We start from the raw sequence: 26,994 nt of genomic DNA on the forward strand, positions 1-26,994 counted from the left end.
GATCGCCCCGATCGCGATGGAAGAAGGCCTGCGCTTCGCGATCCGCGAAGGCGGTCGTACCGTCGGCGCCGGTGTTGTCGCCAAGATCATCCAGTGATACGATAGCGGGCTTGCACCCGGGGGGTGGGACAGACGCTCCCACCCCCGACGCTCTTTAACGAAAACCAAGGACCAGGCCCATGGCGGACCAGAAGATTCGGATTCGGCTCAAGGCGTTCGATCACCGTCTGATCGACCGTTCTGCGAGCGAGATCGTGGAGACGGCCAAGCGGACCGGCGCGCAGGTGCGCGGCCCGATCCCGCTGCCCACGAAGACCGAACGCTACACCGTGCTCGTGTCGCCGCACGTCGACAAAGACGCCCGCGACCAGTACGAGACCCGCACGCACAAGCGCGTGCTCGATATCGTGGATCCGAACGACAAGACCGTGGACGCGCTGATGAAGCTCGAGCTCGCGGCTGGCGTCGACGTTCAGATCAAGCTGTACTGAGGCATTCCCCATGAGCATCGGAATCGTTGGCCGCAAGTGCGGCATGAGCCGGATCTTCACCGAGTCGGGTGAGTCGGTGCCGGTCACCCTGATCGAGGCGACCCCCAATCGCGTGGTCCAAGTCAAGACGCTGGAGTCGGACGGTTACGCCGCCATCCAGGTCACGGCTGGCGCGAAGCGCGCCGCTCTTCTGAACAAGCCGGAGGCCGGTCACTTCGCGAAGGCGAAGGTTGAAGCAGGTCGTGGTCTTTGGGAGTTCCGCGTTGCCGCCGACAAGGCTGGCGAGTACGCGGTGGGTGCGGAGATCCGCGCCGATATTTTCGCCGAAGGCCAGAAGGTCGATGTCGCTGGCGTTACCCGCGGCAAGGGCTTTGCGGGCACCATCAAGCGCCATGGTTTCACCATGGGCGACGCAACCCACGGTAACTCGCTGTCGCACCGCGCTCCCGGCTCGATCGGTCAGCGCCAGACCCCGGGTCGAGTGTTCCCCGGCAAGAAAATGTCCGGCCACATGGGTGCGGTCAATCAGACCTCCCAGAATCTTGTCGTCATGAAGGTGGATGCCGAGCGCGGCCTGATCGCCGTGCGTGGTTCCATCCCGGGTGCTCCCGGTGGCGACGTCATCGTCCGCCCGGCGGCCAAGGCCTAAAGGAGCTCAGTCATGGAACTCGCAGTCAAGGGAAGCTCCAAGACGCTGACCGTCTCCGACGAGGTGTTTGGTCGCGACTTCCGCGAAGACCTGGTACACCAGGTGGTCGTGGCCTACCGCAATGCCGGTCGTGCTGGCACCAAGGCTCAGAAGAGCCGTTCCGAGGTGTCCGGCACCACCAAGAAGTTCAAGAAGCAGAAGGGTGGCGGTGCTCGCCACGGTGACTACCGCGCGCCGATCTTCATCGGCGGTGGCGTCAGCTTCGCCGCGCGTCCGCGCAGCTTCGCGCAGAAGATCAATCGCAAGATGTACCGCGGTGCCCTGCGTTCGATCCTCTCCGAGCTCAACCGCCACGGCCGCCTGCTGGTCGTCGAATCCTTCGACCTTGCGCAGCCGAAGACCAAGGAATTGGTCGCCAAGCTGGCCGAGCTGCAGTTGGGCAAGCGTCCGTTGATCGTGACCGAAAACGGTTCCGAGGCGCTGTATCTCTCCGCTCGCAATATCCCTTACGTCGAAGTCCGCGACGTTCAGGGTCTGGATCCGGTTTCCCTGGTGGGCGCCGATCACGTCGTGGTGACCGTGGACGCGGTCAAGAAGATCGAGGAGTGGCTGGCATGAGCACCGAACACATCCTGAGCGTGCTGCGCGCGCCCCTGATCTCCGAAAAGGGTGCCCGCCTGCAGGAAGTCTCGAACCAGTACGTCTTCGAGATCGCCGCCGGCGCCACCAAAGCCGACGTCAAGGCTGCCGTGGAGCAGCTCTTCTCGGTCAAGGTCGAGGCGGTGAACGTCGTCAACGTCAAGGGCAAGAGCAAGTCCTTCCGCTCCCGCGCGGGTCGTCGCGGTGATTGGCGCAAGGCCTACGTCAAGCTGGCCGAAGGTCAGTCCATCGACGTTATGGCCCGGGCCTGAGGTAAGCAGACATGGCAGTGATCACTTACAAGCCCACGTCGCCGGGTCGCCGCTCCAAGGTGAGCGTCAGCCGCGACCATCTGTACAAGGGTGCGCCGCACGCGGCTCTGGTCGAAGCGCAGTCGCGCACCGGCGGCCGCAACAACGCCGGTCGCATCACCACCCGCCACATCGGTGGCGGCCACAAGCAGCATTACCGCATCGTCGACTTCAAGCGTGACAAGGAAGGCATCGCCTCCCGCGTCGAGCGCATCGAGTACGATCCCAACCGCACCGCGCACATCGCGCTGCTGTGCTACGCCGATGGTGAGCGCCGCTACATCATCGCGCCCAAGGGCATCCAGGTTGGCGACCAGCTGATGTCGGGTCGTGACGCCCCCATCAAGGTGGGCAACACCCTGCCGCTGCGCAACATTCCGATCGGCACGACGGTGCATTGCGTCGAGATGAAGCCGGGCAAGAAGGCCCAGCTGGCGCGCAGCGCCGGCGCCTCCTGCCAGCTGATCGCCCGTGAACAGGGCTACGCGACCCTTCGCCTCCGCTCCGGCGAGATGCGCAAGGTGCCGGCGGATTGCCGCGCCACGATCGGTGAAGTCGGCAACAGCGAGCACAACCTCACCAAGATCGGCAAGGCCGGTGCGAAGCGTTGGATGGGCGTCCGCCCGACCGTTCGCGGCGTGGTGATGAACCCGGTCGACCACCCGCACGGTGGTGGTGAAGGCCGTACTTCGGGCGGTCGCCACCCGGTCACCCCGTGGGGTGTTCCGACCAAGGGCTACAAGACCCGCAACAACAAGCGCACCGAGCAGTTCATCGTGCGGCGCCGGAAGTAATAGGAATAGGTCATGGCACGTTCACTCAAGAAAGGCCCGTTCATTGATCTGCACCTTGCCAAGAAGGTGGAGACCGCTGCGGCCACGAATAACAAGCGCCCGATCAAGACCTGGTCCCGTCGCTCGATGGTGCTGCCGGAAATGATCGGCCTGACCATTGCGATCCACAACGGTCGCCAGCACGTCCCCGTGCTGATCAACGAGAACATGGTCGGCCACAAGCTGGGCGAGTTCGCCGTCACCCGGACCTTCAAGGGTCACGGTGGCGACAAGAAGTCCGGCCGCTAAGGAGCGATAGCAATGGAAACCAAAGCCATCCTCCGAGGTGCCCGCATCTCCGCACAGAAGGTCCGCCTGGTCGCCGACCAGGTCCGTGGCCTCCCCGTCGATCGCGCCGACAACTTGCTGAAGTTCAGCGAGAAGAAGGCCGCCCAGATCGTCCGCAAGGTCCTGTTGTCGGCGGTTGCCAACGCCGAGAACAACGACGGCGCCGACGTCGACGAGCTCAAGGTCGCCCGCATCTTCGTCGATGAGGGCCCGACCATGAAGCGCTTCCACGCCCGCGCCAAGGGCCGCGGAGCTCGCATCCTGAAACGCACCAGCCACATCACTGTGGTTGTGGGCACCGGCCAGTAATCGGGGACGCACGATGGGTCACAAAGTTCATCCGATCGGAATTCGCCTTGGTATCTCCAAGGACTGGAATTCCAAGTGGTACGCCAACAAGCGCGAGTTCGCCGGTTACCTGGCGGGCGACCTGAAGGTCCGTGAGATGCTTCGCAAGCGCCTCGCCGCTGCGGGCGTTTCGCGCATCCAGATTGAGCGTCCGGCCAAGACCGCCCGCGTGACGATCCACACCGCCCGTCCGGGCGTTGTGATCGGCAAGAAGGGCGAGGACATCGAGAAGCTGCGACGCGACGTCAGCGACATCATGGGTGTGCCCGTGCACATCAACGTCGCCGAGGTCCGCAAGCCCGAGCTCGATGCCCAGCTGGTTGCCGAGTCGATCGCTCAGCAGCTTGAGCGTCGCATCATGTTCCGTCGCGCCATGAAGCGCGCGGTCGGCAACGCGATGCGCCTTGGCGCGCTGGGCATCAAGGTCAACGTCGCCGGCCGCCTCAACGGCGCCGAGATCGCGCGTTCGGAGTGGTACCGCGAAGGCCGCGTACCCCTGCACACGCTCCGCGCTGACGTCGACTACGGCTTCGCTGAAGCGCACACCACCTACGGCGTCATCGGTATCAAGACCTGGATCTACAAGGGCGAGATCTTCGATTACTCGCAGGTGGGTCAGGAGAAGGCCGAAGAGCAGCGCCCCGAGCGCGCGCCCCGCCAGGCCAAGTAAGGAACCACTGTCATGTTGCAGCCCAAAAGAACCAAGTACCGCAAGGTACACAAGGGCCGGAACACCGGCCTCTCCTGGAACGGCGCGCAGGTCAGCTTCGGCGAGTACGGCCTGAAGGCGACCACCTACGGCCAGCTCACGGCCCGCCAGATCGAATCCGCCCGCCGCACCATCAGCCGCTATGTCAAGCGTGGCGGCAAGCTTTGGATCCGCGTCTTCCCCGACAAGCCGATCACGCAGAAGCCGATCGAAGTCCGCATGGGTAGCGGTAAGGGCAACGTGGAGTACTGGGTGGCGCTGATCCAGCCCGGTCGGGTGCTCTACGAGATCGAGGGCATCCCGGAAGAGACCGCCCGCGAAGCCTTTCGCTTGGCCGCCGCCAAGCTGTCGGTGCAGACCACTTTCGTGACCCGGACGGTGCGCTGATGGACATCAAGGAACTCCGCCAGAAGTCGGCCGTCGAACTGAAGGCCCATCTCCTCGATCTGCGCCGTGAGCAGTTCAACCTTCGCATGCAGAAGGGTAGCGGCCAGTTGACCCAGAGCCATCAGCTGAAGAACGTGCGCCGCGAAATCGCGCAGGTCAAGATGCTGCTGGGCTCCAACGCGTAAGGCGACCGACATGAGTGACAACACCCAGACTCCCCGCACCGTCGAAGGTCGCGTGGTCAGCAACAAAATGGACAAGACCGTCACCGTGCTGGTCGAGCGTGCTGTCAAGCACGAGCTGTACGGCAAGTACCTGCGCCGTTCGACCAAGCTGCACGCGCACGACGAGAACAACAGCTGTCAGGAAGGTGACATCGTCCGCGTGGTGGAGTGCCGCCCGCTGTCGAAGACCAAGACTTGGCGCGTTCTCGAAGTCGTGAGCCGCGGCGCCTGATCGCTCAAGGAGAAGATCCATGATCCAGATGCAGTCTTTTCTTGATGCGGCAGACAACTCCGGTGCCAAGGAGCTGATGTGCATCAAGGTGCTCGGCGGCTCCAAGCGCCGTTACGCCCACATCGGCGACATCATCAAGGTGTCCGTCAAGGACGCCATTCCGCGCGGCAAGGTCAAGAAGGGCGAGGTCTACGACGCCGTTGTGGTGCGCACCCGCAAGGGCGTGCGCCGCGCTGACGGTTCGCTGATCCGTTTCGACGGCAACGCTGCCGTTCTTCTGAACAACAAGCACGAGCCGATCGGCACGCGCATCTTCGGGCCGGTCACGCGCGAGCTGCGTGGCGAGAAGTTCATGAAGATCGTCTCGCTGGCTCCCGAAGTGCTGTAAAGGAACTAGCCATGAGCCGTATTCGCAAGGGTGACCAGGTTCTGGTGATCACCGGCAAGAACAAGGGTCAGAAGGGCGAGGTCGTGCGCGTGGTCGGTGACCGCGTGGTTGTCTCGAACATCAATCTGATCAAGCGCCACACCAAGGCGAACCCCCAGGCCAACCAGCCGGGCGGGATCATCGAGCGTGAAGCGCCGATCCATATCTCCAACGTGATGCTGTTCAATCCGGCAACGGGCAAGGGCGATCGCGTTGGCTTCAAGGTGCTGGAGGATGGACGCAAACTGCGTGTGTTCCGCTCCAGCGGTGAGGCGATTGACGCCTGAGGAATGCAGTGATGACCACCCGTCTGGAAAAGTTCTACAAAGACCAGGTAGTGCCGAAGATGATGGAGCGCTTCGGTTACGCCAACGTCATGCAGGTGCCGCGCCTTACCAAGATCACGCTGAACATGGGCGTGGGCGAGGCCGTGGGCAACAAGAAGATCCTCGAGAATGCCGTCGCCGAAATGGCGAAGATTTCCGGTCAGAAGCCGGTGACGACCAAGGCGCGCATCTCGGTGGCGAGCTTCAAGATCCGTGATGGCTGGCCGATCGGCTGCAAGGTCACTCTGCGCCGCGCGAAGATGTTCGAGTTCCTCGATCGTCTGATCAATATTTCGCTGCCGCGCGTCCGCGACTTCCGCGGTGTGTCGGGCCGCTCCTTCGACGGGCGTGGCAATTACAACATGGGCGTGAAGGAGCAGATCATCTTCCCCGAGATCGATTTCGACCAGGTCGACGCGATTCGTGGCATGGATATCGCCATCACCACCACGGCCAAGACGGATGCGGAAGCCAAGGCGCTGCTCGAAGCCTTCCGTTTCCCCTTCCGCAACTGATCCTGAAGGACTCAAGACATGGCCAAGACCTCCATGGTCAACCGCGAGATCAAGCGGGCCAAGACCGCCGAAAAGTTCGCTGCCAAGCGCGCCGAGCTTAAGGCGATCATCGCCAGCCCCAAGGCCTCGTACGAAGACAAGGCCGCTGCCCAGGCCAAGCTGCAGAAGCTGCCGCGTGACGCCAGCCCCTGCCGTCAGCGCAACCGCTGCGAGCTTACCGGCCGTCCGCGCGGCGTTTACCGCAAGTTCGGCCTCGGCCGCAACAAGCTTCGCGAGGCCACGATGCGCGGAGATGTGCCTGGCCTTCGCAAGGCAAGCTGGTAAACTGTCGGACTTAAGTTTCTCCGGGCCGGCTCCGTAAGGGGCCGGCTCTTTCCACTTGAACCGTTCGCGAAAGCGGATATCGGTGCAACTCAAAAGGTAAAACCAAATGAGCATGACTGATCCCATCGCCGACATGTTCGTTCGCATCAAGAATGCGGCGGCGGTTGGCAAGAAGACCGTTAGGATGCCGTCCTCGAAGCTGAAGGTCGCCATCGCCAACCTGCTGAAGAACGAGGGTTACCTCGCCGACGCGCAGGTGCAGACCGTCGAGAACAAGCCGGTGCTCGAGATCGCCCTGAAGTATTACCAGGGCCGCCCGGTCATCGAGAAGCTTGAGCGGTTCTCGCGTTCGGGCCTTCGCCAGTACCGCGGCAAGGCCGAGCTCCCCCGTGTTCTGGGTGGTCTCGGCATCGCCATCATCTCCACCTCCAAGGGCATCATGACCGACGCGCAGGCCAGGGCTGAAGGCCTCGGCGGCGAGGTTCTGGGCCTGGTGGCATAAGAGGAGATCGCATATGTCCCGCGTTGCCAAGAAGCCCATTGCCCTGCCCAAGGGCGTCGAACTCAGCCAGGATGCTTTGAACCTGACGGTCAAGGGCCCGAAGGGCTCCCTGACCCAGGCCAAGCCCGCTGGTGTCGATGTCGCCGTCGAAGGTGGCGAGCTCCGCGTCAAGGCCGCCAATGACGACCTGATCGCCATGGCTGGCACCCTGCGCGCCCTGCTCGCCAACATGGTGGCCGGCGTGTCCGAGGGTTACACCCGCAAGCTGGAGCTGGTTGGCGTCGGTTACCGTGCCTCGGTGGCCGGTCGCGACCTCAACCTGAGCCTCGGCTTCAGCCATCCGGTGGTGTTCTCTGCGCCGGAGGGCATCACCATCGAAACTCCCAGCCAGACGGAAATCCTGATCAAGGGTGCCGATAAGCAGGTGGTTGGCCAGGTGGCTGCCAAGATCCGCGCGTTCCGTCCGCCGGAGCCCTACAAGGGCAAGGGTGTGCGCTACTCCGGCGAGAAGATCGTGATGAAGGAAGCCAAGAAGGCCTGATCCGGAGTCTTCGTGGAGCCTGCGTTGCGGGCTCCCCTCCACGCCTTCAGCTTTCTCAAGGAAAGACCATGGAAAAGAAAATCGCTCGTCTGCGCCGCGCCAAGACCACTCGCGCCCACATTCGCGAGCTCGGCGCTGCTCGTCTGTCCGTGTCGCGGACCGGTCAGCATATCTACGCTCAGCTGTTCACCTCGGATGGCTCCAAGGTCCTGGCTGCGGCCTCGACGCTTGAGTCGGAAGTGCGTGAGGGTCTGGAAGGCACCAAGAACAAGGATGCCGCCGCCAAGGTCGGTCAGGTCATCGCCAAGCGCGCTCTGGCTGCTGGCGTTGAGGCTGTTGCGTTCGACCGCTCGGGCTTCCGCTACCACGGCCGCATCAAGGCGCTTGCCGATGCAGCCCGCGAGGCCGGCCTCAAGTTCTGATCGCTGACGCGATCCATTGGCTGCACCACAACTACAAGCGGCCCGAAGGGCCGTAAGCAACGAGAGAAACGCAATGAGCACGAATGATCGTGACAACAGCGACGGCATGCTGGAAAAGCTGGTTGCCGTCAATCGCGTGTCGAAGACGGTCAAGGGCGGCCGCCAGTTCACCTTTACCGCGCTGACGGTTGTGGGTGACGGTGCCGGCCGTGTCGGCTTCGGCTATGGCAAGGCGCGTGAAGTGCCCGTCGCCATCCAGAAGTCGATGGAATACGCCCGCAAGGCCATGGTCAGCGTCGAGCTGAACGGCGGTACGGTGTGGTACCCGATCAAGGCCAACCATGGCGCGGCGCGCGTCTACATGCAGCCCGCCTCCGAGGGTACCGGCGTAATCGCCGGCGGCGCGATGCGCGCGGTGCTGGAAGCGGCCGGTGTCAAGAACATCCTCGCCAAGGCTGTCGGTTCGCGTAACCCGATCAACCTCGTTCGCGCCACCATCAAGGGCCTGCAGGCGATGCACTCGCCCTCGAAGATCGCGGCCAAGCGCGGCAAGAAGCTGGAGGAGATCAGCAATGGCTAATGCAGGCAAGACCGTCAAGGTTCGTCTGGTCAAGGGTCTGCGTGGCACCCAGTCGCGTCACCGCCTGTCGGTGAAGGCGCTCGGTCTGCGCAAGTTGAACGACGTGCGCGAGCTGCCGGACACTCCGAGCGTGCGCGGTCTGATCAACACCGTCTATTACCTGGTCCGCGTCGAGCAGTAAGCGGAATCTCCGGAGAACACCATGCGTCTCAATACCCTCAAGCCCGCTGACGGCGCCCGCAAGGACCGCGTTCGCGTCGGTCGCGGTATCGGTTCCGGCCTCGGCAAGACCTGCGGCCGCGGCCACAAGGGCCAGTACGCCCGCACCGGCAAGGGCAAGGTCAAGCCCGGTTTCGAAGGCGGCCAGATGCCGCTGCAGCGCCGCCTGCCCAAGGTTGGTTTTCGCTCCAAGCTGAAGGATGACGTCGCCGAGGTCTTCCTGTATCAGCTGGCCTTGGTCGAAGGCGATGTGATCGACTTCCCGGCCCTGCAGGCTGCCAACCTGGTGCCCACTCGTGCGCGCACCGCGAAGATCGTCAAGAAGGGCGAACTCGATCGCAAGGTCAGCGTGCGTGGCTTGACCGCCACGGCCGGTGCCAAGGCGGCGATCGAAGCTGCCGGCGGATCGGTGGAGTAATCCGTGGCTCAGTCGAACGTGGGTGCAAGTTCCCTCGCGGCCCTTGGCAAGCTCACCGAGCTTCGCCAGCGCCTGCTGTTCGTGCTTGGCGCACTGATCGTCTACCGTTTCGGCACCTTTGTGCCGGTGCCCGGGGTCAATCCCGAAGCGATGACGTCCCTCATGCAGCAGCAGGGGGGCGTCGTCCAGATGTTCAACCTGTTCTCGGGCGGCGCGCTGGAGCGATTGAGCGTTTTCGCGCTCAACGTGATGCCCTACATCTCGGCTTCGATCATCGTGCAGCTGGCCTCGCAGATCTTCCCGTCGCTGCAGCAGTTGCGTAAGGAGGGCGAGAGCGGTCGGCGCAAGATCACCCAGTACACCCGCGTCGGCACGGTCCTGTTGGCGGTGTTCCAAGCCTTTGGCATCGCCATGGCCCTGCAGGGACAGAGCAGTCCGGTCGGTCCGGTGGTGTTCAATCCGGGCCCTGGCTTCGTCTTCACTGCGGTCGTGTCCCTCACCGCCGGAACCTTGTTCCTGATGTGGCTGGGCGAGCAGGTCACCGAGCGCGGTGTCGGCAACGGCATCTCTTTGATCATCTTCGCGGGCATCGTTGCCACTCTGCCAGGCGCGATAATCACCGTGCTGACCCAGGTCAGCCAGGGTGAAATGAATCCTCTGACGGTGATCCTGCTCACCGTGATCGTCCTTTCGGTGACCGCCTTCGTCGTATTCGTCGAGCGTGGCCAGAGACGCATCACGGTGAACTACGCGAGGCGTCAGGGCGGTCGTCAGGCCTACATGAACCAGAGTTCGCATCTGCCGCTCAAGCTGAACATGGCCGGCGTGATTCCTGCGATCTTCGCGTCCAGCCTGATCCTGTTTCCGGGTACGGCTGCCACCTGGTTCGGTGAGGCCGGCAGCGTCGGCTTCCTTACCGACCTGTCTGTGGCACTCGCGCCTGGGCAGCCTCTGCACATGGTATTGTATGGCGCGCTGATCATTGGTTTCGCGTTCTTCTACACCGCTCTCGTGTTCAACTCGCAGGAGACTGCGGAGAACCTGAAGAAATCTGGCGCGCTGATTCCGGGGATTCGTCCTGGCAAAGCCACTGCCGACTACGTTGATGGCGTGCTGACGCGCTTGACCCTGGCGGGTTCTCTCTACTTGGTAGCCGTCTGTCTGTTGCCCGAGGCATTGCAGCTCGGCATGAACGTTCCGGCCGCCGTCGCCCACCTGTTTGGCGGTACCTCCCTGCTGATCGTGGTGGTCGTTGTCATGGATTTCATGGCCCAGATCCAGGCGCATCTGATGTCCCATCAGTACGACAGCCTGTTGAAGAAGGCCAATCTGAAGGGCGGCTCGCGCGCCGGCTTCTCGCGCGGGTAGTCGACGTCCCGCCCGGGCTTGCTTCTCCCGGGCGGGATCAGACAACGCCGGAGCACGGGCACCATCGCCCCGTGCCCTCAGGGGTGCTGTGTCACTTGCACCCTGGGACTTTATTTGTCCTCGAAGCCAACGTATACTTCCCGATTCACCGCGCAATACCTTGTTGGAGATCGCCTCATGGCGCGCATCGCAGGTGTCAACCTTCCCGTCCAGAAGCATGTCTGGGTGGGGCTTCAGAGCATCTACGGCATCGGCCGTACCCGTTCGCAGAAGATCTGTGTGACTGCCGGGGTCACCCCGAGCACCAAGATCAAGGATCTGACGGAGGCCGAGGTGGATCGCCTCCGCGCCGAAGTCGGCAGATTCGTTGTCGAGGGCGACCTCCGTCGCGAAATCGGCATCAGCATCAAGCGCCTGATGGACCTTGGCTGCTACCGCGGCCTGCGTCATCGCCGTGGCCTGCCGCTGCGCGGTCAGCGCACGCGCACCAACGCCCGTACCCGCAAGGGTCCGCGCAAGCAGATCAAGAAGTAAGGACCGGTCATGAGCAAGCAGGCTCCCGTCAAGGGCAAGAAGAAGATCCGCCGTGTCGTCACCGACGGCATCGCCCACGTCCAAGCGTCCTTCAACAACACGATCATCACGATCACCGACCGCCAGGGCAACGCCCTGAGCTGGGCCACCTCCGGTGGCGCTGGTTTCCGCGGCTCCCGCAAGTCGACCCCGTTCGCAGCCCAGGTGGCCGCGGAGAAGGCTGGTCGCGTCGCGCTGGAGTACGGCCTGAAGACTTTGGAGGTCCGCATCAAGGGCCCCGGTCCGGGTCGCGAGTCGGCCGTGCGTTCGCTGAACGCTGTCGGCTACAAGGTCACCAACATCATCGACGTCACGCCGATTCCGCATAACGGCTGCCGTCCGCCGAAGAAGCGTCGCGTCTGACGCGCGGCTAGGAGCTCATACCCATGGCACGTTATATCGGCCCCACCTGCAAGCTCGCTCGTCGCGAAGGCGCAGATCTCAGCCTCAAGAGCCCGGCCCGCGCGCTGGATTCCAAGTGCAAGCTCGAGCAGAAGCCCGGTCAGCACGGCGCCGCCCGCAAGGGTCGCTTGTCTGACTACGCGGTCCAGCTGCGCGAGAAGCAGAAGGTCAAGCGCATCTATGGCCTGTTGGAGCGCCAGTTCCGCAACGTCTACCGCAAGGCTTCCACCCGCCGTGGCAACACCGGCGAGAACCTGCTGCAGATTCTCGAGTCCCGCCTGGACAACGTGGTCTACCGCATGGGCTTTGCGGTCACCCGCCCGCAGGCACGCCAGCTGGTCAGCCACTGTGGCGTCTTGGTGAACGGCAAGGCGGTCAATCTCGCTTCGTATCAGGTCAAGCCCGGCGACGCGATCGCTCTGACCGAGCGCGCCCAGCGCCAGCTGCGGGTGCAGGAAGCTTCGGCCCTGGCCCAGCAGATGGACCTGGTTCCGAACTGGATCGACGTCGACAGCAAGAAGTTCAGCGGTGTCTTCAAGGCGCTGCCCGAGCGCTCGGATCTGCCCTCGGACATCAACGAGAACCTGATCATCGAGCTGTACTCGAAGTAATCCACGGAGAACCGCCGAATGTCCGTTTCCGCCACCCAGGTGCTGCGTCCGCGCGGCATCGGCATCGAACGTATCGCCAACAACCGCGCCAAGGTGGTTGTCGAGCCGCTGGAGCGTGGCTACGGCCATACGCTCGGCAATGCGCTGCGTCGCGTCCTCCTGTCCTCGATCCCCGGCTTCGCGATCACCGAAGTCGAGATCGACGGCGTGCTGCACGAGTACACCACGGTTGAGGGTATCCAGGAGGATGTGCTTGAGATCCTGCTGAACCTCAAGGACGTTTCGCTGCGCATGCACAACGTTGACCAGGCCACCGTGACCCTGAGCAAGCAGGGCGCGGGCGTCGTGGTCGCAGGTGACATCCGTACCGATCACAACGTCGAGATTCTGAATCCCGAGCACGTGATCTGCACGCTGACCAAGGATGTCGCGCTGAACATGCGCCTCAAGGTCGAGCGCGGTCTGGGCTACCAGCCCGCCTCCGCGCGTCGTCGTCCTGATGAGGAGTCGCGTGCGATCGGTCGCCTGATGCTGGATGCCTCCTTCTCGCCGGTGCGTCGCGTTGCCTTCGCGGTCGAGAACGCCCGCGTCGAGCAGCGTACGAACCTCGACAAGCTGGTTTTGGACATCGAGACCAACGGCAGCATCGACGCCGAGGAAGCCGTGCGCACCGCCGCCGACATCCTCACCGACCAGCTGTCGGTGTTTGGCGACTTCACCCAGCGCCAGCGCGGCGAGTCGAAGCAGGCCGCCACCGGCGTCGACCCGGTTCTGCTGCGGCCGATCGATGACCTCGAGTTGACCGTACGTTCGGCGAACTGTCTCAAGGCCGAGAACATCTACTACATCGGCGATCTGATCCAGCGCACTGAAGTGGAGCTGCTCAAGACGCCGAACCTCGGCAAGAAGTCGCTCACCGAGATCAAGGAAGTGCTGGCTCAGCGTGGCCTGTCGCTCGGCATGAAGCTTGAGAACTGGCCACCGGCTGGTCTGCAGCAGGGCATGCTCGGCTGATCGATTGATCCAAACCGTCGACGGGCCGCATGGCCCGCGACCGTCGGCCAGGGACGGCCGACCCGGACCATCCGCAGTCCATTGTTGCAACGCCAGGACGGCGACAGCGAAATCCAACAGCTGCAGCATTCAACCAGGAATTTCCCATGCGCCACCAGAAGTCGGGCCGCAAGCTCAATCGCGACAGCGCCCATCGCAAAGCCATGTTCAGCAACATGGTTGCCTCGCTCATCAAGCATGAGCTGATCCGCACCACCCTGCCCAAGGCCAAGGAGCTGCGTCGCTTCGCCGAGCCGCTCATCACCCTTGCCAAGGTCGACAGCGTCGCCAACCGTCGTCTGGCGTTCGCGCGTCTGCGCGACAAGGTCGCCGTCGGCAAGCTGTTCGTCGAGATCGGCCCGCGCTACGTCTCCCGTCCGGGTGGCTACCTGCGCCTGCTGAAGTGCGGCTTCCGCGCCGGCGACAGCGCTCCGATGGCTTACGTTGAGCTGGTTGACCGCCCGCAGGTCGATATCGAGCCGGCTGCCGAGTAGTCGCGGCAACCCAGTTCTCCCGACAGCCCCGGCCTCGTGCCGGGGTTTTCGTTCGTGCGGAACCCGCCGGCGCATTTGCAGTCCTTGGTGGGGCGGACACGTTCGGAGACGCTATTCTTCGGCTGCCCGTCCGTCGTGGCGTGGCCGCGTCGACCCACTGCAAGAGAGCATCGATGAATCCATTCGCCTGGAGTTTTCGCGCCCAGTTCTTAGCCGGCTTCGTCTGTTGCGCCGCCCTGCTCGGCTACGCGCTGTACGTTGAGCACGGCATGCTGATGATGCCGTGTCCGCTCTGCATCCTTCAGCGCATCGCCTTTGTCTTCATGGGCCTGTTCTTCTTGCTCGGTGCCATCATCGGGCCGCGACCTGGCTGGTTGCGGATGCTGAACACCGCGATGGTTGGCTTGGGGGCCGCGGTCGGCGTGGGTGTCGCCGGCTGGCATGTCCGCATGCAGCATCTGCCAGCCGATGAGGTGCCGAGCTGCGGCGGCATGGAGCTTGGCTACATGCTCGATGCATTCCCGCTGCAGACGGTGATCGAGAAGGTGTTCACCGGCTCCGGCGACTGCGCCAAGATCGACTGGACCTTCCTCGGTCTGTCCATGCCGGTCTGGACTCTGGTCTGGTTCATCGGGCTTGGCGTCGGAGCGCTGTGGGCCGGGCTGCGCCGTCCCGCTTGAGTCCATCGCGGTGTGACGGATTGGACCAAGGCCTCGGCTACACCTTGGCTCCGCCGGCCCTGTGGCATGATCGCTGACGCAATGCAGCAAGCCCCCGGAGTCGTGTCATGCCGCCCGAACGCAACCTAGAAGCCGTGAACCTGCCCGCTGACTGGAGCCCGTCCTCGTGGCGTGAGCGCCCCGCTCTGCAGCAGCCGCGCTACCCGGACCGCACGGCCCTTGATGCCACGCTGGCAGAATTGAGTCGGCTGCCGCCGCTGGTGACCTCGCTTGAAATTCTGGCGCTGAAGAAGCAGCTGGCCGAAGCCCAGGAGGGCCAGCGCTTCCTGCTGCAGGGCGGTGACTGTGCCGAGAGCTTCTCGGACTGCGAGTCGGGACTGATCTCGAATCGACTCAAGGTGCTGCTGCAGATGAGCGTGGTGCTGGTGTACGGCCTGCGCATGCCGGTGATCCGGGTGGGTCGATTCGCCGGCCAGTACGCCAAGCCGCGTTCGGCGGATACCGAGATCAAGGACGGTGTCGAGCTGCCCAGCTACCGCGGCGACATCATCAACTCGCCCGCGTTCACGCCCGAGGCGCGCCTGCCCGATCCGCGGCGCCTGATCGAAGCGCACTCGCGATCGGCCTTGACGATGAACTTCGTGCGGGCGCTGATCGACGGCGGCTTCGCCGACCTGCATCACCCGGAGTACTGGGATCTGGGCTGGGTCAGCCATTCACCGCTGGCCGAGGAGTACCACCGCATGGTGCGCGCGATCGGCGATGGCGTGCGCTTCATGGAGACGCTCTCGGGCGAGGCCTCGCAAGGCGTGCGCCGGGTCGACTTCTACACCTCGCACGAGGCGCTCCTGCTCGACTACGAGGAATCGCTGACCCGACAGGTGCCACGCAACTGGGGCTGGTTCAACCTCTCCACCCACTACCCCTGGATCGGCATGCGCACGGCCGCACTGGACGGTGCGCACACCGAGTACATGCGTGGCATCCGGAATCCCGTAGCGGTCAAGGTGGGTCCTGGCGTGAAGCCGGAGTCGCTGCTGCGCCTGGCGGACGCTCTCAACCCGGAAAACGAGGCTGGGCGTTTGACCTTCATCCACCGCATGGGTGCGGCCAAGATTGCGTCGGAGCTGCCTGGGCATCTTGAGCTCATGCGCCGCGAAGGGCGCCGAGTGCTCTGGGTGGCGGATCCCATGCACGGCAATACCGAATCCACCAGCAACGGCTTCAAAACCCGCCGTTTCGACAACATCCGCAGCGAGCTGGAGCAGGCCTTCGACCTCCACGCCGCGGCCGGCACGCGTCTCGGCGGCGTGCATCTTGAGCTCACCGGCGAAAACGTCACCGAGTGCACGGGCGGTGCCCGCGATCTGACTGATGTCGATCTTGAGCGTGCCTATCGCTCCACCGTGGATCCGCGGCTCAACTACGAGCAGTCGCTGGAGCTGGCCCTGCTGATCGTGCGCAAGCGCGGCGTGCAGTCGCTGCCCCTGTGATCCGAAGCGCGCGGGTGCATCGCGCCCGCGCGTGACTTATGGGCGGCGCTGGATTACGCGCCCGCCACTATCGTCTCCCCATAGCCCCGGGTGGGCCCATGGGGAATCGAATGTCCAGATCCATCGTCCGGCCGCTGGCCCGGACCTGCCTTCTTGTGCTGCCGCTGGTAGCCGCCGTTGCGGTCGCGCAGCAGCGTACCCTGCCAAGTGAGGGCGTCGCCGATCGGCCTTCGCGCAGCGTGGCGCTGACCAATGCGCGCGTCGTGCCCGAGCCAGGCAAGGTCATCGAGAACGCCACTGTGCTGCTGCGCGACGGCCGCATCGAGTCGGTGGGATCGGGCCTGCGCATTCCCGCCGGCTTCGAGATTCGTGATCTTGGCGGCGCCACGGTCTTCGCGGGTTTCGTCGAGCCGATCACGACGCTTGGCCTGCCTGCGGATCACCAGCGAGGGGGCATCAAGGATGGACAGCCGGGACAGGCGCCGCCGCATGATCAGCAGGCCAGCCAGCCGGGCACACCGCACTGGAATCGTCGCGCCCAGCCCGAGCGCTCCGCGGCGCGCTCGATCGACTACAAGCCGGCAGACGCCAAGCCGCTGCGCGAGCTGGGGTTCGCGGCCGCACACGTGGCTCCGCAGGCCGGCATCCTGGCCGGGCAGGGCGCGCTGATCAGCCTGATCGATACCGGCCCACGCCGCGATGCCGTGCTGGCGCCAGAGGTCTCGCAGGTGTTCGGCTTCGACTTCCAGTTCGGTTCCGACTACCCGGGCTCGCTGATGGGCAGCATCGCCTTGATCCGCCAGAGTCTGCTCGATGCGCGGTGGTATGCCGGCGCGCAGTCGTCCGCCTCGCGGCGCGCTGTCACCGATGCCCGCCTGCAGCACAGCCAGAGCCTGCAGGCGCTGGCGCCGGTTCTGGCGGGCCGGCAGCGCGTGTTCCTGCTGATGGACGACGAGCTCGATGCCGGCCGTTTCCAGGCCATCGCCGCCGAGTTCAAGCTCGATGGCGTGCTGGTCGGCACCGGCCATGAGTACCGCCTGCTGCCCCAGCTCAAGGCTTGGAACAGGCCCCTGGTGCTGCCGCTCAACTTCCCCGAGGCACCCGCCGTCGAACAGCCCGGAGTGGCCCTGCAGACCGCGCTGGCCGACCTGCAGCACTGGGAGCAGGCGCCTGCCAACGCCGCACGCGTCGCCGAAGCGGGGCTGCCGTTTGCGCTGTCGACCCGCGGCCTGAAGGAGCCGGCCAAGCAGTTCTGGCCGGCCCTGCGCCGCGCGGTGGCGGCTGGACTCTCAGAAGACGCCGCGCTGCGTGCGCTCACCGTGACTCCGGCCGAACTGCTGAAGTCAGGCGATCGGCTCGGCCGGGTGGCGCCGGGCCAGCTCGCCAACCTCGTGATCGCCGATGCCGGCCTGTTCCGTGAGGACAAGGCCAAGCTCTATGAGGTCTGGGTGGAAGGCGAGCGCTTCGAGCTGGCGGCCATCGCGCCGCGTCTGCCGGGCGATGCGCTGAGCCTGCGCTGGCATGCCGACGGTCGCAGCGAGACCTGGTCGCTGAGCGGCAGCGGCGACAGTCGCGAGCTCGCGCTCGGTGAGTCCCGATTGAAACTGAAGCAGCTTGATGGCCGCTGGGTGGCACTACCGGAATCCAGTCCCGCCGGCTGGCCCGCGCGCACCGCACGGGTCGACCTTGCGATCGGCGAGGGCGGGGCGGTGGAAGGTTTTGCGGAAACCGTCGATGGTCGCCGCTACGGCTTCTCCGGCACCAGCAGTGCCGTATCGACCGCGCCTGCCAAGGACTTCAAGCCGGCCGAGCCGCCGCGCGCGATCCCTGCTTACCGCGGCTACCCCGCCGGCGAGTACGCCCGCATGGCGCTGCCGCCGCAGGCCGAGGAACTGCTGATCCGCGGTGCCACGGTCTGGACCAACACCGAGCAGGGCGTGCTCGAAGGGGCGGACGTGCGCGTGCGCCGGGGCCGCATCGTCGAGGTGGGGCAGGGCTTGAGTGCCGGCCGCGCTGAGGTGATCGAAGCCCAAGGTCGGCACCTGACCGCCGGCATCGTCGACGCGCATTCGCATACCGCCATCGCCCGCAACGTCAACGAGCCCTCGCATGCGGTCACCACCGAGGTGCGGGTGGGCGACGTGCTCGATCCGACCGATATCAACCTGTATCGCCAGCTGGCCGGCGGGGTGACTTCAGCCAACCTGCTGCATGGCTCGGCCAATCCCATGGGCGGGCAGAACGCGGTGATCAAGCTGCGCTGGGGCGCGGATGCCGCGGGCCTCGTCTTCGAGGGCGCGCCGACCGGGGTGAAGTTTGCGCTGGGCGAGAACGTCAAGCAGTCCAACTGGGGCGAGAGCATGACCGTGCGCTATCCGCAGACGCGGATGGGCGTGGAGCAGATCATGCGCGACCACTTCCTTGCCGCCCGGGCCTACGACTCTTCCCTGAAGCGAGGTGAGCCCGTGCGTCGCGATCTGCGCCTCGAGGCCTTGGCCGAGATCCTGCGCGGCGAACGGCGGGTGCATATCCACTCCTACCGGCAGGACGAGATCCTGATGTTCGTGCGCCTGTCGCAGGAGTTCGGCTTCAAGGTCGCGAGCTTCCAGCACGTGCTGGAGGGCTACAAGGTGGCCCGCGAGATGGCCGAGATCGGCGCTGGCGCCTCGACCTTCGCCGACTGGTGGGGCTTCAAGATGGAGGTCATCGACGGGATCCCGCACAACGGCGCGCTGATGACCCGCGCCGGCGTGGTCAGCTCCTTCAATTCCGACAGCGACGAGATGGCGCGGCGGCTCAACATGGAGGCCGCCAAGGCGCTGCGCCACGGTGGCCTGAGCGACGAGGAAGCCTGGAAGCTGGTGACACTGAACCCGGCAATCCAGCTCGGGATCGCCGACCGCGTGGGCGCCATCAAGCCGGGCCTGGATGCTGATCTCGTACTGTGGAGCGCGCACCCGCTGTCGAACTATGCGCGCGCCGAGACGACCTGGATCGATGGCCGACGCTACTTTGACCGCAGCGAGGATGCTCAGCTGCAGGCGCAGATCCTCGCCGAGCGCGAGCGCCTGCTGGCGCTGGCTGCCGCCGAGCGGCGCAAGTCACAGTCGATGACGGCCGAGGCGAAGCCGGAAGACGAAAAGCCGGCGCGTATTGATCCCGCCCTGCTGCGGCTGGTGCAGAGCGACGTGCGCTGGCTGGCCCATTTCGGCGCCCTGCGCGGGCTTTATCACGACGGCACCGACCTCAACAGCTGCGGGATCAACGACCATGTCCACTAAGCCCCGCCTGTTCGCAGCAAGCGCTTTGCTGGCTCTGGGCCTTGCACCTGCCTTTGCCCAGCCCGGTCCGCCGGCGCGTCCGGCCGAGCGCCCGATCGTGATCGATGGCGGCACCGTCCACACCGTCAGCGGTGCGCGCATCGAGGGCGGCCGCGTGCGTATCGAGGGCGAACGCATTGTTGCTGTCGGCGGGAGCGAGATCTCGCTCGATGGCGCGGATCGCATCGACGCCACCGGCAAGCAGGTCTACCCCGGTCTGATCGCTGCCCACAGCGTGCTCGGCCTCACCGAGATCGGTGCGGTGCGCGCCACCAACGATATGGCCGAAGTGGGACTCAACGCCGCCAACGTGCGCGCGGAAGTCGCGATCAACCCGGAAAGCGAACTGATCCCCGTGACCCGCGCCAACGGTGTGTTGCTTGCGCTCAGCGCGCCGCAGGCCAGCGCGAGCAGCGTGATCACCGGCACCTCGGCCCTGATCCAGCTCGATGGCTGGACCTGGGAGGAGCTGACGCTCAAGGCGCCGATCGGCCTGCATGTCGTCTGGCCCGGCGGTGAAGTACCGCCCTGGCTGCCGGCCGAAGTGGCCGAAGCCGCGAAAAAGGCGGTCACCGAGAAACAGCGCGGCCTGCGCCGCGCCTTCGAGCAGGCCCGGGCCTATGGCGTGGCCGAGCAGGCCGGCACGGTCGCCCTACCGGATCTGCGTCTGGCCGCGATGCAGCCCGCGATGAAGCGCGAGCAGGCGGTGTTCCTGCACGCCGACGATGCGGTCTCGATCGGCGCGGCGCTGGATTTCGCCGCTGAGTTCAAGCTGCGTGCCGTGCTGGTCGGGGGCGCCGAAGCCTGGCGCCTTGCCGACCGCCTGCGCGCGCAGGAGGTGCCGGTCATCCTCGGCGGCACCCATGTGCTGCCGCAGCGCCGCTTCGATGCGGTCGACGCGATTTACGTCCAGGCCGCCAAGCTCAAGGCCGCCGGCGTGCGCTTCGCCATCGCCTCGCCCGGCGACAGCTTCGACACCAGCAACCTGCGCAACCTGCCGTATCAGGCCGCGAGCGCGGTGGCCTACGGCCTGAGCTTCGAGGACGCCCTCCGCGCGATCACGCTCAGCCCCGCCGAGATTCTCGGCGTCGCCGACCAGGTGGGCTCACTCGATGCTGGCAAGCTCGCGACCCTGGTGATCGCCGACGGCGACCCGCTGGAGGCGCGCACGAACGTCGAACGCGCCTGGATCCGCGGACGCGAAGTGGACCTGTCGAGCCGGCATACGCGCTTGTACGAAAAGTACCGCGTGCGCTGATGCGCCCGCGGTACTTTGGGATTCGGGATTGGGGATTCGCAAAAGCCGAAGCATCAGGGCTCGGCGCTGCACTTGCTTCTCGAAGCATTATGGGCGCGGAGTTTCCTCTCGCGCTCAATGCTTGCGACAAGCTTGAGAGCTCTGGCTTCTGACGAATCCCGAATCCCGAATCCCGAATCCCGTTCCCGGCCCTCGCGCGCAGCGCTCGGGCGTTCGACGACTCGCGCGGCAGTGCCGCGCAAACGAGCCGTCTCACCCCCAATCCCAGCTCTCAAAAATACGTCCAAAGCTCCCGCGCCTCCGCCAGGTGCGGGACGCTGTTCCAGCTCGACAGGCGCATCGCGCCGGTGCGGTGGTGGAACTCGCAGAGCGCGCTGTTGCGCAGGCTGAGGTTCAGTTCGATCGCGCGGGCGTTGCTGGTTTCGAGTGCGGCCTGAGCGAACTGGGAGAGCACGCCGCCGGAGGACACCGCCAGCACGGTGCCGGTGTCGGGGCGCAGGCGTTCGGCGCCGGCGCGGGTGCGGGCCTGGAACTCGGACCAGCGTTCCGGCACGCCTTCGATGCGGTCTTCGGTCCAGGCCGTCAGCGCCGCCAGCAGTTGCTGCAGCACACGGCGTGGATCAACCGGCGCTTGCGCATCCACCCGGAACAGCGCGGCGGCTTCGGCGTGCTCGCGTGCATAGCCATCCAGCACGGCGCGGTGGTCGAACTCGTTGAGGTCTGCATCCACCTCAGGTGCGGGCAACACGATGCCTTCGGCTCGATAGGCTTCGCTCAGCGCCTCCCAGGTCTGGCGATGACGGCGCATCGCGCCTATCACCACGCGCTCAGGCCGCGGCGCGTGCTGCAGCAGCCAACGTCCCAGTCGACGCGACTGCTCATAGCCGGCCTCCGACAGCTGGTCGTAGTCGGCAGCAGCGTAAGACGCCTGGCCATGTCGGATTGCAATCAGACTCATGCAGCGTCCGGGTCAGGGGTGGAAGGTCTGGGCGAAGCGCAGCAGCACCGGCTCGCCGGCGCCCTCGGGGGTGACGCGCACTTCGAAGTCGAGGCGCTCGCCCTCGCTGATGCGCGGCTCGCCGAGGTAGTAGATCGCCTCGCCCTCACGCACCTCGCGCATGCGCAGGCTCTGCCGCTGGCCGGCGGCATTGGTCGCGGCGGCCTCGATCACTGCGGTGACGGCGAATTCGCGCGTGTCTTCCTTCTTGATCACCGCGATATTGAGCAGGCCACGGCTGGCCGAGCGGGTCAGACCGCTGTTGCGCGCCACCTCGGGCGTGATCAGGATGGAGGGCAGGGCGCTGTAGTGGATGGTGTAGAGGCCACGGGTGGTGCTGCTCTGCGCCGAAGCGAGCAATGGCAGCAGGGACAGCGTGAGGCCGAGCAGGAAGCGGAGCGGTGACATGGGGATTCCTCTGTTCTCTCGGGATGCGCAGGCAGCACAGCCTACGCCGGGCGCACGCGCAGGGGATGTCAGCGCGCCAGCGCCAGGCCGAGATCGGTGATTGGCGCGATCACCAGCACCCGCGACAGCGAGATCAGCAGCATGGCCAGCAGCGGCGAGAAATCGAAGCCGCCCAGGTTCGGCAACAGGCGGCGCAGCGGAGCCAGAAGCGGCTCGGTGAGCTGCAGGATGATCGGCAGAGCCGGCGAATGCCCCGCCGGCTGGATGAAGCTCAGGATCACCCGCACCAGGATCAGGGCGAACAGGATCCACAGCACCAGGCCGAGGGTTTCGGCGAAGCCGACGACCAGCGCTGCGCCAAGCCCCAGGCCACGCCCCAGCAGGGCGTAGACCGCCCAGACCTTGATCGTCACGATCAGCCAGGCGACGGCCGCCGCCGAGGTCTCGAAGCGTCCGATCGGCCGCAGCGCGCGGCGCAGGGGTGTCACGACCGGATGGGTGGCGCGGTACACAAACTGGCAGATCGGGTTGTAGAAGTTCGCGCGCGCCAGCGGCAGGGCCACTCGCAGCACGAACAGGGTGGCGAACAGGCCGATCAGGACCTCGATCAGGATCACGCCGGCTTGGGCGAAGTAGCTCATGGACGCGGGTTCCGGTGGACAGGTGGCGAGGATAGGACGTACGCGCAGGCGCCGGTGTCATCAGCGCATCTGGCCGTTGGAGGTTCGGGCGCGCGAGCCAGTCTGAAGCCCGCGCAGGACACGGCGCTCATCCGCGCTAGCGGGTGCGCATGGCGCATCCGCGACATCGCCTTCAGCCCGCCGCCAGCGCGCGGCCGCGTTTGACCGCGGCGTCCACGGCGGCGGCGATCAGGGTCTCGAAGCCGCCGGCCTCGAAGCATTCGATCGCGGCCTGGGTGGTGCCGCCGGGCGAAGTGACCCGGCGCCGCAGTTCCTCGGCGGGATCACCCGATTCGGTCAGCATGCGCGCCGCACCCAGTGCGGTCTGCCGCGCCAGCGCCTCGGCCGTCTCGCGCGGCAGGCCCTGCGCCACGGCGGCCGCGACCAGGGATTCCACCAGCAGGAAGAAGTAGGCCGGGCCGCTGCCGGACAGCGCCGTGACCACGTCCATCAGGGTTTCGTCTTCGATCCAGCGGGTGAGACCAGCGCCGGCCATCACCGCCTCGGCCTTGGCGCGCGCGGCGGCATCGACCTCCGGCGGGGCGAACAGCCCGGTCGCGCCGGCCCCCAGCAGGGCCGGGGTGTTGGGCATCGCGCGGACGATGCGCGGGGTGCCAAGCCATTCACTGAGCCGCGCGCAGGGCAGGCCGGCGGCAACCGAGACCACGACGGCATCGCCCAGCGCGCCACGCAGGCCCTCGCAGACCGCCTGCATGACCTGCGGCTTGACCGCCAGCACCACGATCGAGGCGCCGCCGACCGCGTCGCGGCCCTCGGCGCAGACGCGCACGCCGAACTCGGCCTGCAGGCCTTGGCGCAGCGCATCCTGCGGTTCGGCGACGACGATTCGATCCGCCGACACCCTCTGCCGGCGCAGGCCTGCGATCAGCGAGCGCGCCATGTTGCCGCCGCCAATAAAGGCGGTGAGGCCGGGATTCGGGAAAGGGGAATCGGAAATCGTCATGGGCGAGAGTGAGCCTGCTGAACGCGGAGATGCGATTGCGCCGGATCGGCAAGGATAGCTTTGCGGGGAGCTGCTTCTACCGATTCTCGATCGCCGATTCCCGATTCCCGGCTCCTCGCGGTCCAAACAGCGCGCTGCCCACCCGCACCCGCGTCGCGCCCTCGGCGATCGCAAGTTCGAAGTCCTCGCTCATGCCCATCGAAAGGGTGTCGACCTGTGGATAGCGCGTGCGCAGCTGCTCGAACAGACCGCGCAGGGCCGCAAAGCTGCGGCGGCGTGCTGCAAGGTCGGGGACGGGGGCGGGGATGCTCATCAGCCCGCGCAGGCGCAGGTTCGGACAGCGGGCGGCGACCTCGGCCAGGGCCGGCACGTCGGCGGGCGCGCAGCCGGACTTGCTGGCTTCGTCGTCGATGTTGACCTGCAGCAGGATGTCCAGCGGCCCACGTCCGCTGGTTGCGCGCGCGGCATCCAGCAGCGGCAGCAGCTTGGCGCGGTCCACACTTTCGATGCAGTCGAACAGCGGCGCCGCCTGCGCGGCCTTGTTCGACTGCAGGTGGCCGATCAGATGCCAGCGCAGGCCCAGGGTTCGCAAGGCCGCGATCTTGGCGGCCGCTTCTTGCACGTAGTTCTCGCCGAAGGACCGCTGGCCGCAGGCGGCGAGCGCGGCGACGGCCTCCGCCGGCTGGGTCTTGCTGACTGCCAGCAGCTCGACCGGGCGGCCGTGTGCGGCCGCGCCGATGCGGCGGAGCAGGGCGGACAGGCGGGCTGCGGCGGGCGTCTCGTTATGGGCTTGCATTGGCATGGCCAGGTTGGCGTTCGGGGCTATACTCCAGCGCGTCGTGGCCGGCGCCCGGGGGCGAGGGCGCCCGGAGCTGTGGCACAGTCTAGCGGCGCTGCGCCCGCCTCATCGCGGCGCGCGCCGTCACTCATCACGCGGGGATGCGCGACTCATGGATATCGCTGAGCTTCTGGCTTTTTCGGTCAAGAACAAGGCCTCGGACCTCCACCTTTCCGCCGGCCTGCCGCCGATGATCCGTGTGGACGGCGACGTGCGCCGCATCAACATCCCGGCGCTCGACCACAAGCAGGTGCACGCGCTGATCTACGACATCATGTCGGACAAGCAGCGCCGCGACTATGAAGAGTTCTACGAGGTCGACTTCTCGTTCGAGATCCCCGGCCTTGCCCGCTTCCGCGTCAATGCCTTCAACCAGAATCGGGGCGCCGGTGCGGTGTTCCGTACCATTCCCTCCGAGGTGCTGACGCTGGAGGACCTGGCCGCGCCCAAGATCTTCCGCGAGCTGATCGAACAGCCGCAGGGCCTGATCCTGGTGACCGGCCCGACCGGCTCGGGCAAGTCGACCACGCTGGCGGCGATGATCGACCACGTCAACAAGAACGAATACGGACACATCCTCACCGTCGAGGACCCGATCGAGTTCGTCCACACCTCGAACAAGTGCCTGATCAACCAGCGCGAGGTGCACCGCGACACCCACGGCTTCAACGAGGCCCTGCGCTCGGCCCTGCGCGAAGACCCCGACTACATCCTGGTCGGCGAGCTGCGTGACCTGGAGACCATCCGCCTGGCGCTGACCGCTGCCGAGACCGGACACCTCGTGTTCGGCACCCTGCACACCAGCTCGGCCGCCAAGACCATCGACCGCATCATCGACGTGTTCCCGGCCGGCGAGAAGCCGATGGTGCGTTCGATGCTGTCGGAGTCGCTGCGCGCGGTGATCTCGCAGTCGCTGCTGAAGAAGGTCGGCGGCGGCCGGGTCGCCGCGCACGAGATCATGGTCGGCATTCCGGCCATCCGTAACCTGATCCGCGAGGACAAGGTCGCCCAGATGTACTCGGCGATCCAGACCGGCCAGAACTACGGCATGCAGACCCTCGACCAGTGCCTGCAGGATCTTGTGAAGCGCGGCCTGGTCACGCGTCAGGCGGCGAAGGAATATGCGAAGGACAAGCGCTTGTTTGAATGAGAGCCGGGATTCGGGAGTGGGGATTCGGGATTGGGAGAGCGCCCTCGTGGCCGTGTTCCGATTCCGTCTCCGCCCGAAGCAGTGAGAGTCCCAGTCGCCGCGCCCGCGGTCGTTCCATCCCGAATCCCCCATCCCGAATCCCGCTCCGAAGGAGCCCGCCATGAGCAGCATCGACTTCACCAGCTACCTCAAGCTGATGTCGCACAAGAAGGCCTCGGACCTGTTCATCACGTCCGGCATGCCGCCGACGATCAAGGTGCACGGGCGCCTGCAGCCGATCACCCAGACGCCGCTGACGCCGCAGCAGTCGCGCGATCTGGTGCTGAACGTGATGACGCCGAACCAGCGCGAGGAATTCGAGAAGACCCACGAGTGCAACTTCGCCATCGGCGTGTCCGGCGTCGGGCGTTTTCGCGTGAGCTGCTTCTACCAGCGCAACCAGGTCGGCATGGTCCTGCGTCGCATCGAGACCCGCATTCCGACCTGCGATGAGTTGAATCTGCCGCCGGTCATCAAGACGCTGTCGATGACCAAGCGCGGCATCGTGATCCTGGTCGGCGCGACCGGCACCGGCAAGTCGACCACGCTGGCGGCGATGCTCGGCTACCGCAACCAGAATTCCTCGGGTCACATCATCACCATCGAGGACCCGATCGAGTACGTGCACAAGCACGAGGGCTGCATCATTACCCAGCGCGAGGTCGGCATCGACACAGACAGCTGGGAGGCCGCGCTGAAGAACACCCTGCGCCAGGCGCCTGACGTGATCATGATCGGCGAGGTGCGCACGCGCGAGGGCATGGATCACGCCATCGCCTTCGCTGAAACCGGTCACCTGGTGCTGTGCACCCTGCATGCGAACAACGCCAACCAGGCGATGGACCGCATCATCAACTTCTTCCCGGAAGACCGCCGCGGCCAGCTGCTGATGGATCTCTCGCTCAACCTCAAGGGCGTGGTCGCGCAGCAGCTGATCCCCACACCGGACGGCAAGGGCCGCCGGGTCGCGCTGGAGGTCCTGCTGGGCACGCCGCTGGTGCAGGACTACATCCGCGAGGGCGAGATCCACAAGCTCAAGGAAGTGATGAAAGAGTCGACCAACCTCGGCATGAAGACCTTCGACCAGGCCCTGTTCGAGCTCTACCAGGCCGGCGAGATCAGCTACGAGGATGCGTTGCGCCATGCCGACTCGACCAACGAGGTGCGCCTGAAGATCAAGCTGGCCCAGGGTGGCGACGTGCACTCGCTGGCGCAGGGCATGGACGGCGTCGAGCTGATCGAGTCGCGCTGATCTGCTGCAGTGCCCGCCGCGCGATTTGA

General features: G+C 65.7%; 39 protein-coding genes. 34 read left to right on the forward strand and 5 right to left on the reverse strand.

Annotation, left to right across the window (positions count from 1 at the left end; all coding sequences use genetic code 11):
• From BLP83_RS14330 to BLP83_RS14485, 32 genes are all read left to right on the forward strand, one after another.
• The coding region (locus BLP83_RS14330) for an EF-Tu C-terminal domain-related protein (protein WP_483757027.1) at positions 1-97 on the forward strand (97 nt) is incomplete at its 5' end.
• Positions 98-179: 82 nt separating this feature from the next.
• Positions 180-491, forward strand: coding sequence for a 30S ribosomal protein S10 (gene rpsJ, locus BLP83_RS14335; RefSeq protein WP_091244219.1), 312 nt, complete (start codon positions 180-182; stop codon positions 489-491).
• 10 nt (positions 492-501) lie between these two features.
• On the forward strand, positions 502-1,140 hold the full coding sequence (rplC, locus tag BLP83_RS14340) for a 50S ribosomal protein L3 (protein WP_091244222.1): 639 nt from the start codon (positions 502-504) through the stop codon (positions 1,138-1,140).
• Between the two features lie 12 nt (positions 1,141-1,152).
• Positions 1,153-1,758 carry a 50S ribosomal protein L4 gene (rplD, locus tag BLP83_RS14345; RefSeq protein WP_091244224.1) on the forward strand — a complete coding sequence of 202 codons (606 nt, stop codon included), beginning with the start codon at positions 1,153-1,155 and terminating at the stop codon, positions 1,756-1,758.
• On the forward strand, positions 1,755-2,051 hold the full coding sequence (gene rplW, locus BLP83_RS14350; RefSeq protein WP_091244227.1) for a 50S ribosomal protein L23: 297 nt from the start codon (positions 1,755-1,757) through the stop codon (positions 2,049-2,051). The genes rplD and rplW overlap by 4 nt, the downstream gene beginning before the upstream one ends.
• A gap of 11 nt (positions 2,052-2,062) precedes the next feature.
• Positions 2,063-2,884 carry a 50S ribosomal protein L2 gene (gene rplB / locus BLP83_RS14355; RefSeq protein WP_091244229.1) on the forward strand — a complete coding sequence of 274 codons (822 nt, stop codon included), beginning with the start codon at positions 2,063-2,065 and terminating at the stop codon, positions 2,882-2,884.
• A 12-nt stretch (positions 2,885-2,896) separates the two neighbouring features.
• Complete coding sequence (rpsS, locus tag BLP83_RS14360; RefSeq protein WP_091244232.1) at positions 2,897-3,172, forward strand: 30S ribosomal protein S19; 276 nt, start codon at positions 2,897-2,899, stop codon at positions 3,170-3,172.
• Between the two features lie 12 nt (positions 3,173-3,184).
• The gene (gene rplV, locus BLP83_RS14365) at positions 3,185-3,520 is read left to right on the forward strand and encodes a 50S ribosomal protein L22 (RefSeq protein ID WP_176764213.1); all 336 of its coding nucleotides are present in this window, start codon (positions 3,185-3,187) and stop codon (positions 3,518-3,520) included.
• Between the two features lie 13 nt (positions 3,521-3,533).
• The gene (rpsC, locus tag BLP83_RS14370; RefSeq protein ID WP_091244236.1) at positions 3,534-4,229 is read left to right on the forward strand and encodes a 30S ribosomal protein S3; all 696 of its coding nucleotides are present in this window, start codon (positions 3,534-3,536) and stop codon (positions 4,227-4,229) included.
• Between the two features lie 12 nt (positions 4,230-4,241).
• Positions 4,242-4,655: a 50S ribosomal protein L16 gene (rplP, locus tag BLP83_RS14375; RefSeq protein ID WP_091244238.1), complete on the forward strand. Its 414-nt coding sequence runs from the start codon at positions 4,242-4,244 to the stop codon at positions 4,653-4,655.
• Positions 4,655-4,840 (forward strand): 50S ribosomal protein L29, encoded by a 186-nt coding sequence (rpmC, locus tag BLP83_RS14380; protein WP_091244240.1) that lies wholly within the window; start codon positions 4,655-4,657, stop codon positions 4,838-4,840. Before rplP ends, rpmC begins: the two co-directional genes overlap by 1 nt.
• A 10-nt stretch (positions 4,841-4,850) precedes the next feature.
• On the forward strand, positions 4,851-5,111 hold the full coding sequence (gene rpsQ, locus BLP83_RS14385; RefSeq protein ID WP_091244243.1) for a 30S ribosomal protein S17: 261 nt from the start codon (positions 4,851-4,853) through the stop codon (positions 5,109-5,111).
• Between the two features lie 19 nt (positions 5,112-5,130).
• Entirely contained in the window at positions 5,131-5,499 is a 369-nt protein-coding gene (gene rplN, locus BLP83_RS14390; RefSeq protein WP_091244246.1) for a 50S ribosomal protein L14, read from the forward strand.
• 11 nt (positions 5,500-5,510) lie between these two features.
• On the forward strand, positions 5,511-5,825 hold the full coding sequence (rplX, locus tag BLP83_RS14395; RefSeq protein WP_091244248.1) for a 50S ribosomal protein L24: 315 nt from the start codon (positions 5,511-5,513) through the stop codon (positions 5,823-5,825).
• An 11-nt stretch (positions 5,826-5,836) separates the two neighbouring features.
• Complete coding sequence (gene rplE / locus BLP83_RS14400) at positions 5,837-6,379, forward strand: 50S ribosomal protein L5 (protein ID WP_091244251.1); 543 nt, start codon at positions 5,837-5,839, stop codon at positions 6,377-6,379.
• 18 nt (positions 6,380-6,397) lie between these two features.
• Positions 6,398-6,703 carry a 30S ribosomal protein S14 gene (gene rpsN, locus BLP83_RS14405; protein ID WP_091244254.1) on the forward strand — a complete coding sequence of 102 codons (306 nt, stop codon included), beginning with the start codon at positions 6,398-6,400 and terminating at the stop codon, positions 6,701-6,703.
• A gap of 106 nt (positions 6,704-6,809) precedes the next feature.
• Positions 6,810-7,205: a 30S ribosomal protein S8 gene (rpsH, locus tag BLP83_RS14410; protein WP_091244257.1), complete on the forward strand. Its 396-nt coding sequence runs from the start codon at positions 6,810-6,812 to the stop codon at positions 7,203-7,205.
• A 13-nt stretch (positions 7,206-7,218) separates the two neighbouring features.
• On the forward strand, positions 7,219-7,746 hold the full coding sequence (gene rplF, locus BLP83_RS14415; RefSeq protein ID WP_091244260.1) for a 50S ribosomal protein L6: 528 nt from the start codon (positions 7,219-7,221) through the stop codon (positions 7,744-7,746).
• Positions 7,747-7,814: 68 nt separating this feature from the next.
• The gene (rplR, locus tag BLP83_RS14420) at positions 7,815-8,168 is read left to right on the forward strand and encodes a 50S ribosomal protein L18 (protein ID WP_091244263.1); all 354 of its coding nucleotides are present in this window, start codon (positions 7,815-7,817) and stop codon (positions 8,166-8,168) included.
• 73 nt (positions 8,169-8,241) lie between these two features.
• The gene (gene rpsE / locus BLP83_RS14425; protein WP_091244266.1) at positions 8,242-8,748 is read left to right on the forward strand and encodes a 30S ribosomal protein S5; all 507 of its coding nucleotides are present in this window, start codon (positions 8,242-8,244) and stop codon (positions 8,746-8,748) included.
• Complete coding sequence (rpmD, locus tag BLP83_RS14430; protein WP_091244268.1) at positions 8,741-8,929, forward strand: 50S ribosomal protein L30; 189 nt, start codon at positions 8,741-8,743, stop codon at positions 8,927-8,929. The genes rpsE and rpmD overlap by 8 nt, the downstream gene beginning before the upstream one ends.
• A gap of 21 nt (positions 8,930-8,950) precedes the next feature.
• Positions 8,951-9,385 (forward strand): 50S ribosomal protein L15, encoded by a 435-nt coding sequence (rplO, locus tag BLP83_RS14435; RefSeq protein WP_091244270.1) that lies wholly within the window; start codon positions 8,951-8,953, stop codon positions 9,383-9,385.
• 3 nt (positions 9,386-9,388) lie between these two features.
• The gene (gene secY / locus BLP83_RS14440; RefSeq protein ID WP_091244272.1) at positions 9,389-10,753 is read left to right on the forward strand and encodes a preprotein translocase subunit SecY; all 1,365 of its coding nucleotides are present in this window, start codon (positions 9,389-9,391) and stop codon (positions 10,751-10,753) included.
• Between the two features lie 177 nt (positions 10,754-10,930).
• Positions 10,931-11,287, forward strand: a complete 357-nt coding sequence (rpsM, locus tag BLP83_RS14445) for a 30S ribosomal protein S13 (protein ID WP_091244274.1) — start codon at positions 10,931-10,933, stop codon at positions 11,285-11,287.
• Between the two features lie 9 nt (positions 11,288-11,296).
• A complete protein-coding gene (gene rpsK, locus BLP83_RS14450; protein WP_091244278.1) occupies positions 11,297-11,689 on the forward strand; it encodes a 30S ribosomal protein S11 in 393 nt (130 codons plus the stop codon).
• A gap of 23 nt (positions 11,690-11,712) precedes the next feature.
• On the forward strand, positions 11,713-12,339 hold the full coding sequence (gene rpsD, locus BLP83_RS14455; protein ID WP_091244280.1) for a 30S ribosomal protein S4: 627 nt from the start codon (positions 11,713-11,715) through the stop codon (positions 12,337-12,339).
• Positions 12,340-12,357: 18 nt separating this feature from the next.
• Positions 12,358-13,353 (forward strand): DNA-directed RNA polymerase subunit alpha, encoded by a 996-nt coding sequence (locus tag BLP83_RS14460; RefSeq protein ID WP_091244284.1) that lies wholly within the window; start codon positions 12,358-12,360, stop codon positions 13,351-13,353.
• A 146-nt stretch (positions 13,354-13,499) separates the two neighbouring features.
• Entirely contained in the window at positions 13,500-13,886 is a 387-nt protein-coding gene (gene rplQ, locus BLP83_RS14465) for a 50S ribosomal protein L17 (RefSeq protein ID WP_091244287.1), read from the forward strand.
• Between the two features lie 173 nt (positions 13,887-14,059).
• Positions 14,060-14,566, forward strand: a complete 507-nt coding sequence (locus BLP83_RS14470) for a disulfide bond formation protein B (RefSeq protein WP_091244290.1) — start codon at positions 14,060-14,062, stop codon at positions 14,564-14,566.
• Between the two features lie 107 nt (positions 14,567-14,673).
• On the forward strand, positions 14,674-16,059 hold the full coding sequence (locus BLP83_RS14475) for a class II 3-deoxy-7-phosphoheptulonate synthase (RefSeq protein ID WP_091244292.1): 1,386 nt from the start codon (positions 14,674-14,676) through the stop codon (positions 16,057-16,059).
• A 110-nt stretch (positions 16,060-16,169) separates the two neighbouring features.
• Entirely contained in the window at positions 16,170-19,340 is a 3,171-nt protein-coding gene (locus BLP83_RS14480) for an amidohydrolase family protein (protein WP_176764214.1), read from the forward strand.
• Positions 19,330-20,637: an amidohydrolase family protein gene (locus BLP83_RS14485; RefSeq protein WP_091244298.1), complete on the forward strand. Its 1,308-nt coding sequence runs from the start codon at positions 19,330-19,332 to the stop codon at positions 20,635-20,637. Before BLP83_RS14480 ends, BLP83_RS14485 begins: the two co-directional genes overlap by 11 nt.
• A gap of 271 nt (positions 20,638-20,908) precedes the next feature.
• On the opposite strand, the gene BLP83_RS14490 is transcribed toward BLP83_RS14485, so the two are convergent.
• The 5 genes from BLP83_RS14490 to BLP83_RS14510 all read right to left on the reverse strand — a co-directional run bounded on the left by BLP83_RS14490 (position 20,909) and on the right by BLP83_RS14510 (position 24,488).
• A complete protein-coding gene (locus tag BLP83_RS14490) occupies positions 20,909-21,595 on the reverse strand; it encodes a histidine phosphatase family protein (RefSeq protein ID WP_091244299.1) in 687 nt (228 codons plus the stop codon).
• 12 nt (positions 21,596-21,607) lie between these two features.
• Positions 21,608-22,042 (reverse strand): DUF4426 domain-containing protein, encoded by a 435-nt coding sequence (locus tag BLP83_RS14495; protein ID WP_091244302.1) that lies wholly within the window; start codon positions 22,040-22,042, stop codon positions 21,608-21,610.
• A 68-nt stretch (positions 22,043-22,110) separates the two neighbouring features.
• Positions 22,111-22,683: a YggT family protein gene (locus tag BLP83_RS14500; protein WP_091244305.1), complete on the reverse strand. Its 573-nt coding sequence runs from the start codon at positions 22,681-22,683 to the stop codon at positions 22,111-22,113.
• Between the two features lie 172 nt (positions 22,684-22,855).
• Positions 22,856-23,686 carry a pyrroline-5-carboxylate reductase gene (gene proC / locus BLP83_RS14505; protein WP_091244308.1) on the reverse strand — a complete coding sequence of 277 codons (831 nt, stop codon included), beginning with the start codon at positions 23,684-23,686 and terminating at the stop codon, positions 22,856-22,858.
• A gap of 76 nt (positions 23,687-23,762) precedes the next feature.
• Positions 23,763-24,488, reverse strand: coding sequence for a YggS family pyridoxal phosphate-dependent enzyme (locus BLP83_RS14510; protein ID WP_091244311.1), 726 nt, complete (start codon positions 24,486-24,488; stop codon positions 23,763-23,765).
• A 148-nt stretch (positions 24,489-24,636) separates the two neighbouring features.
• Here BLP83_RS14510 and BLP83_RS14515 point away from each other — a divergent pair, with 148 nt between their 5' ends.
• Both BLP83_RS14515 and BLP83_RS14520 read left to right on the forward strand, forming a co-directional pair.
• Positions 24,637-25,674 (forward strand): type IV pilus twitching motility protein PilT, encoded by a 1,038-nt coding sequence (locus BLP83_RS14515; RefSeq protein WP_091244316.1) that lies wholly within the window; start codon positions 24,637-24,639, stop codon positions 25,672-25,674.
• Positions 25,675-25,834: 160 nt separating this feature from the next.
• Positions 25,835-26,965 carry a PilT/PilU family type 4a pilus ATPase gene (locus BLP83_RS14520; protein WP_091244318.1) on the forward strand — a complete coding sequence of 377 codons (1,131 nt, stop codon included), beginning with the start codon at positions 25,835-25,837 and terminating at the stop codon, positions 26,963-26,965.
• Positions 26,966-26,994 lie beyond the last annotated feature (29 nt).

The organism is Aquimonas voraii (assembly GCF_900101825.1).
Classification (GTDB): domain Bacteria; phylum Pseudomonadota; class Gammaproteobacteria; order Xanthomonadales; family Xanthomonadaceae; genus Aquimonas; species Aquimonas voraii.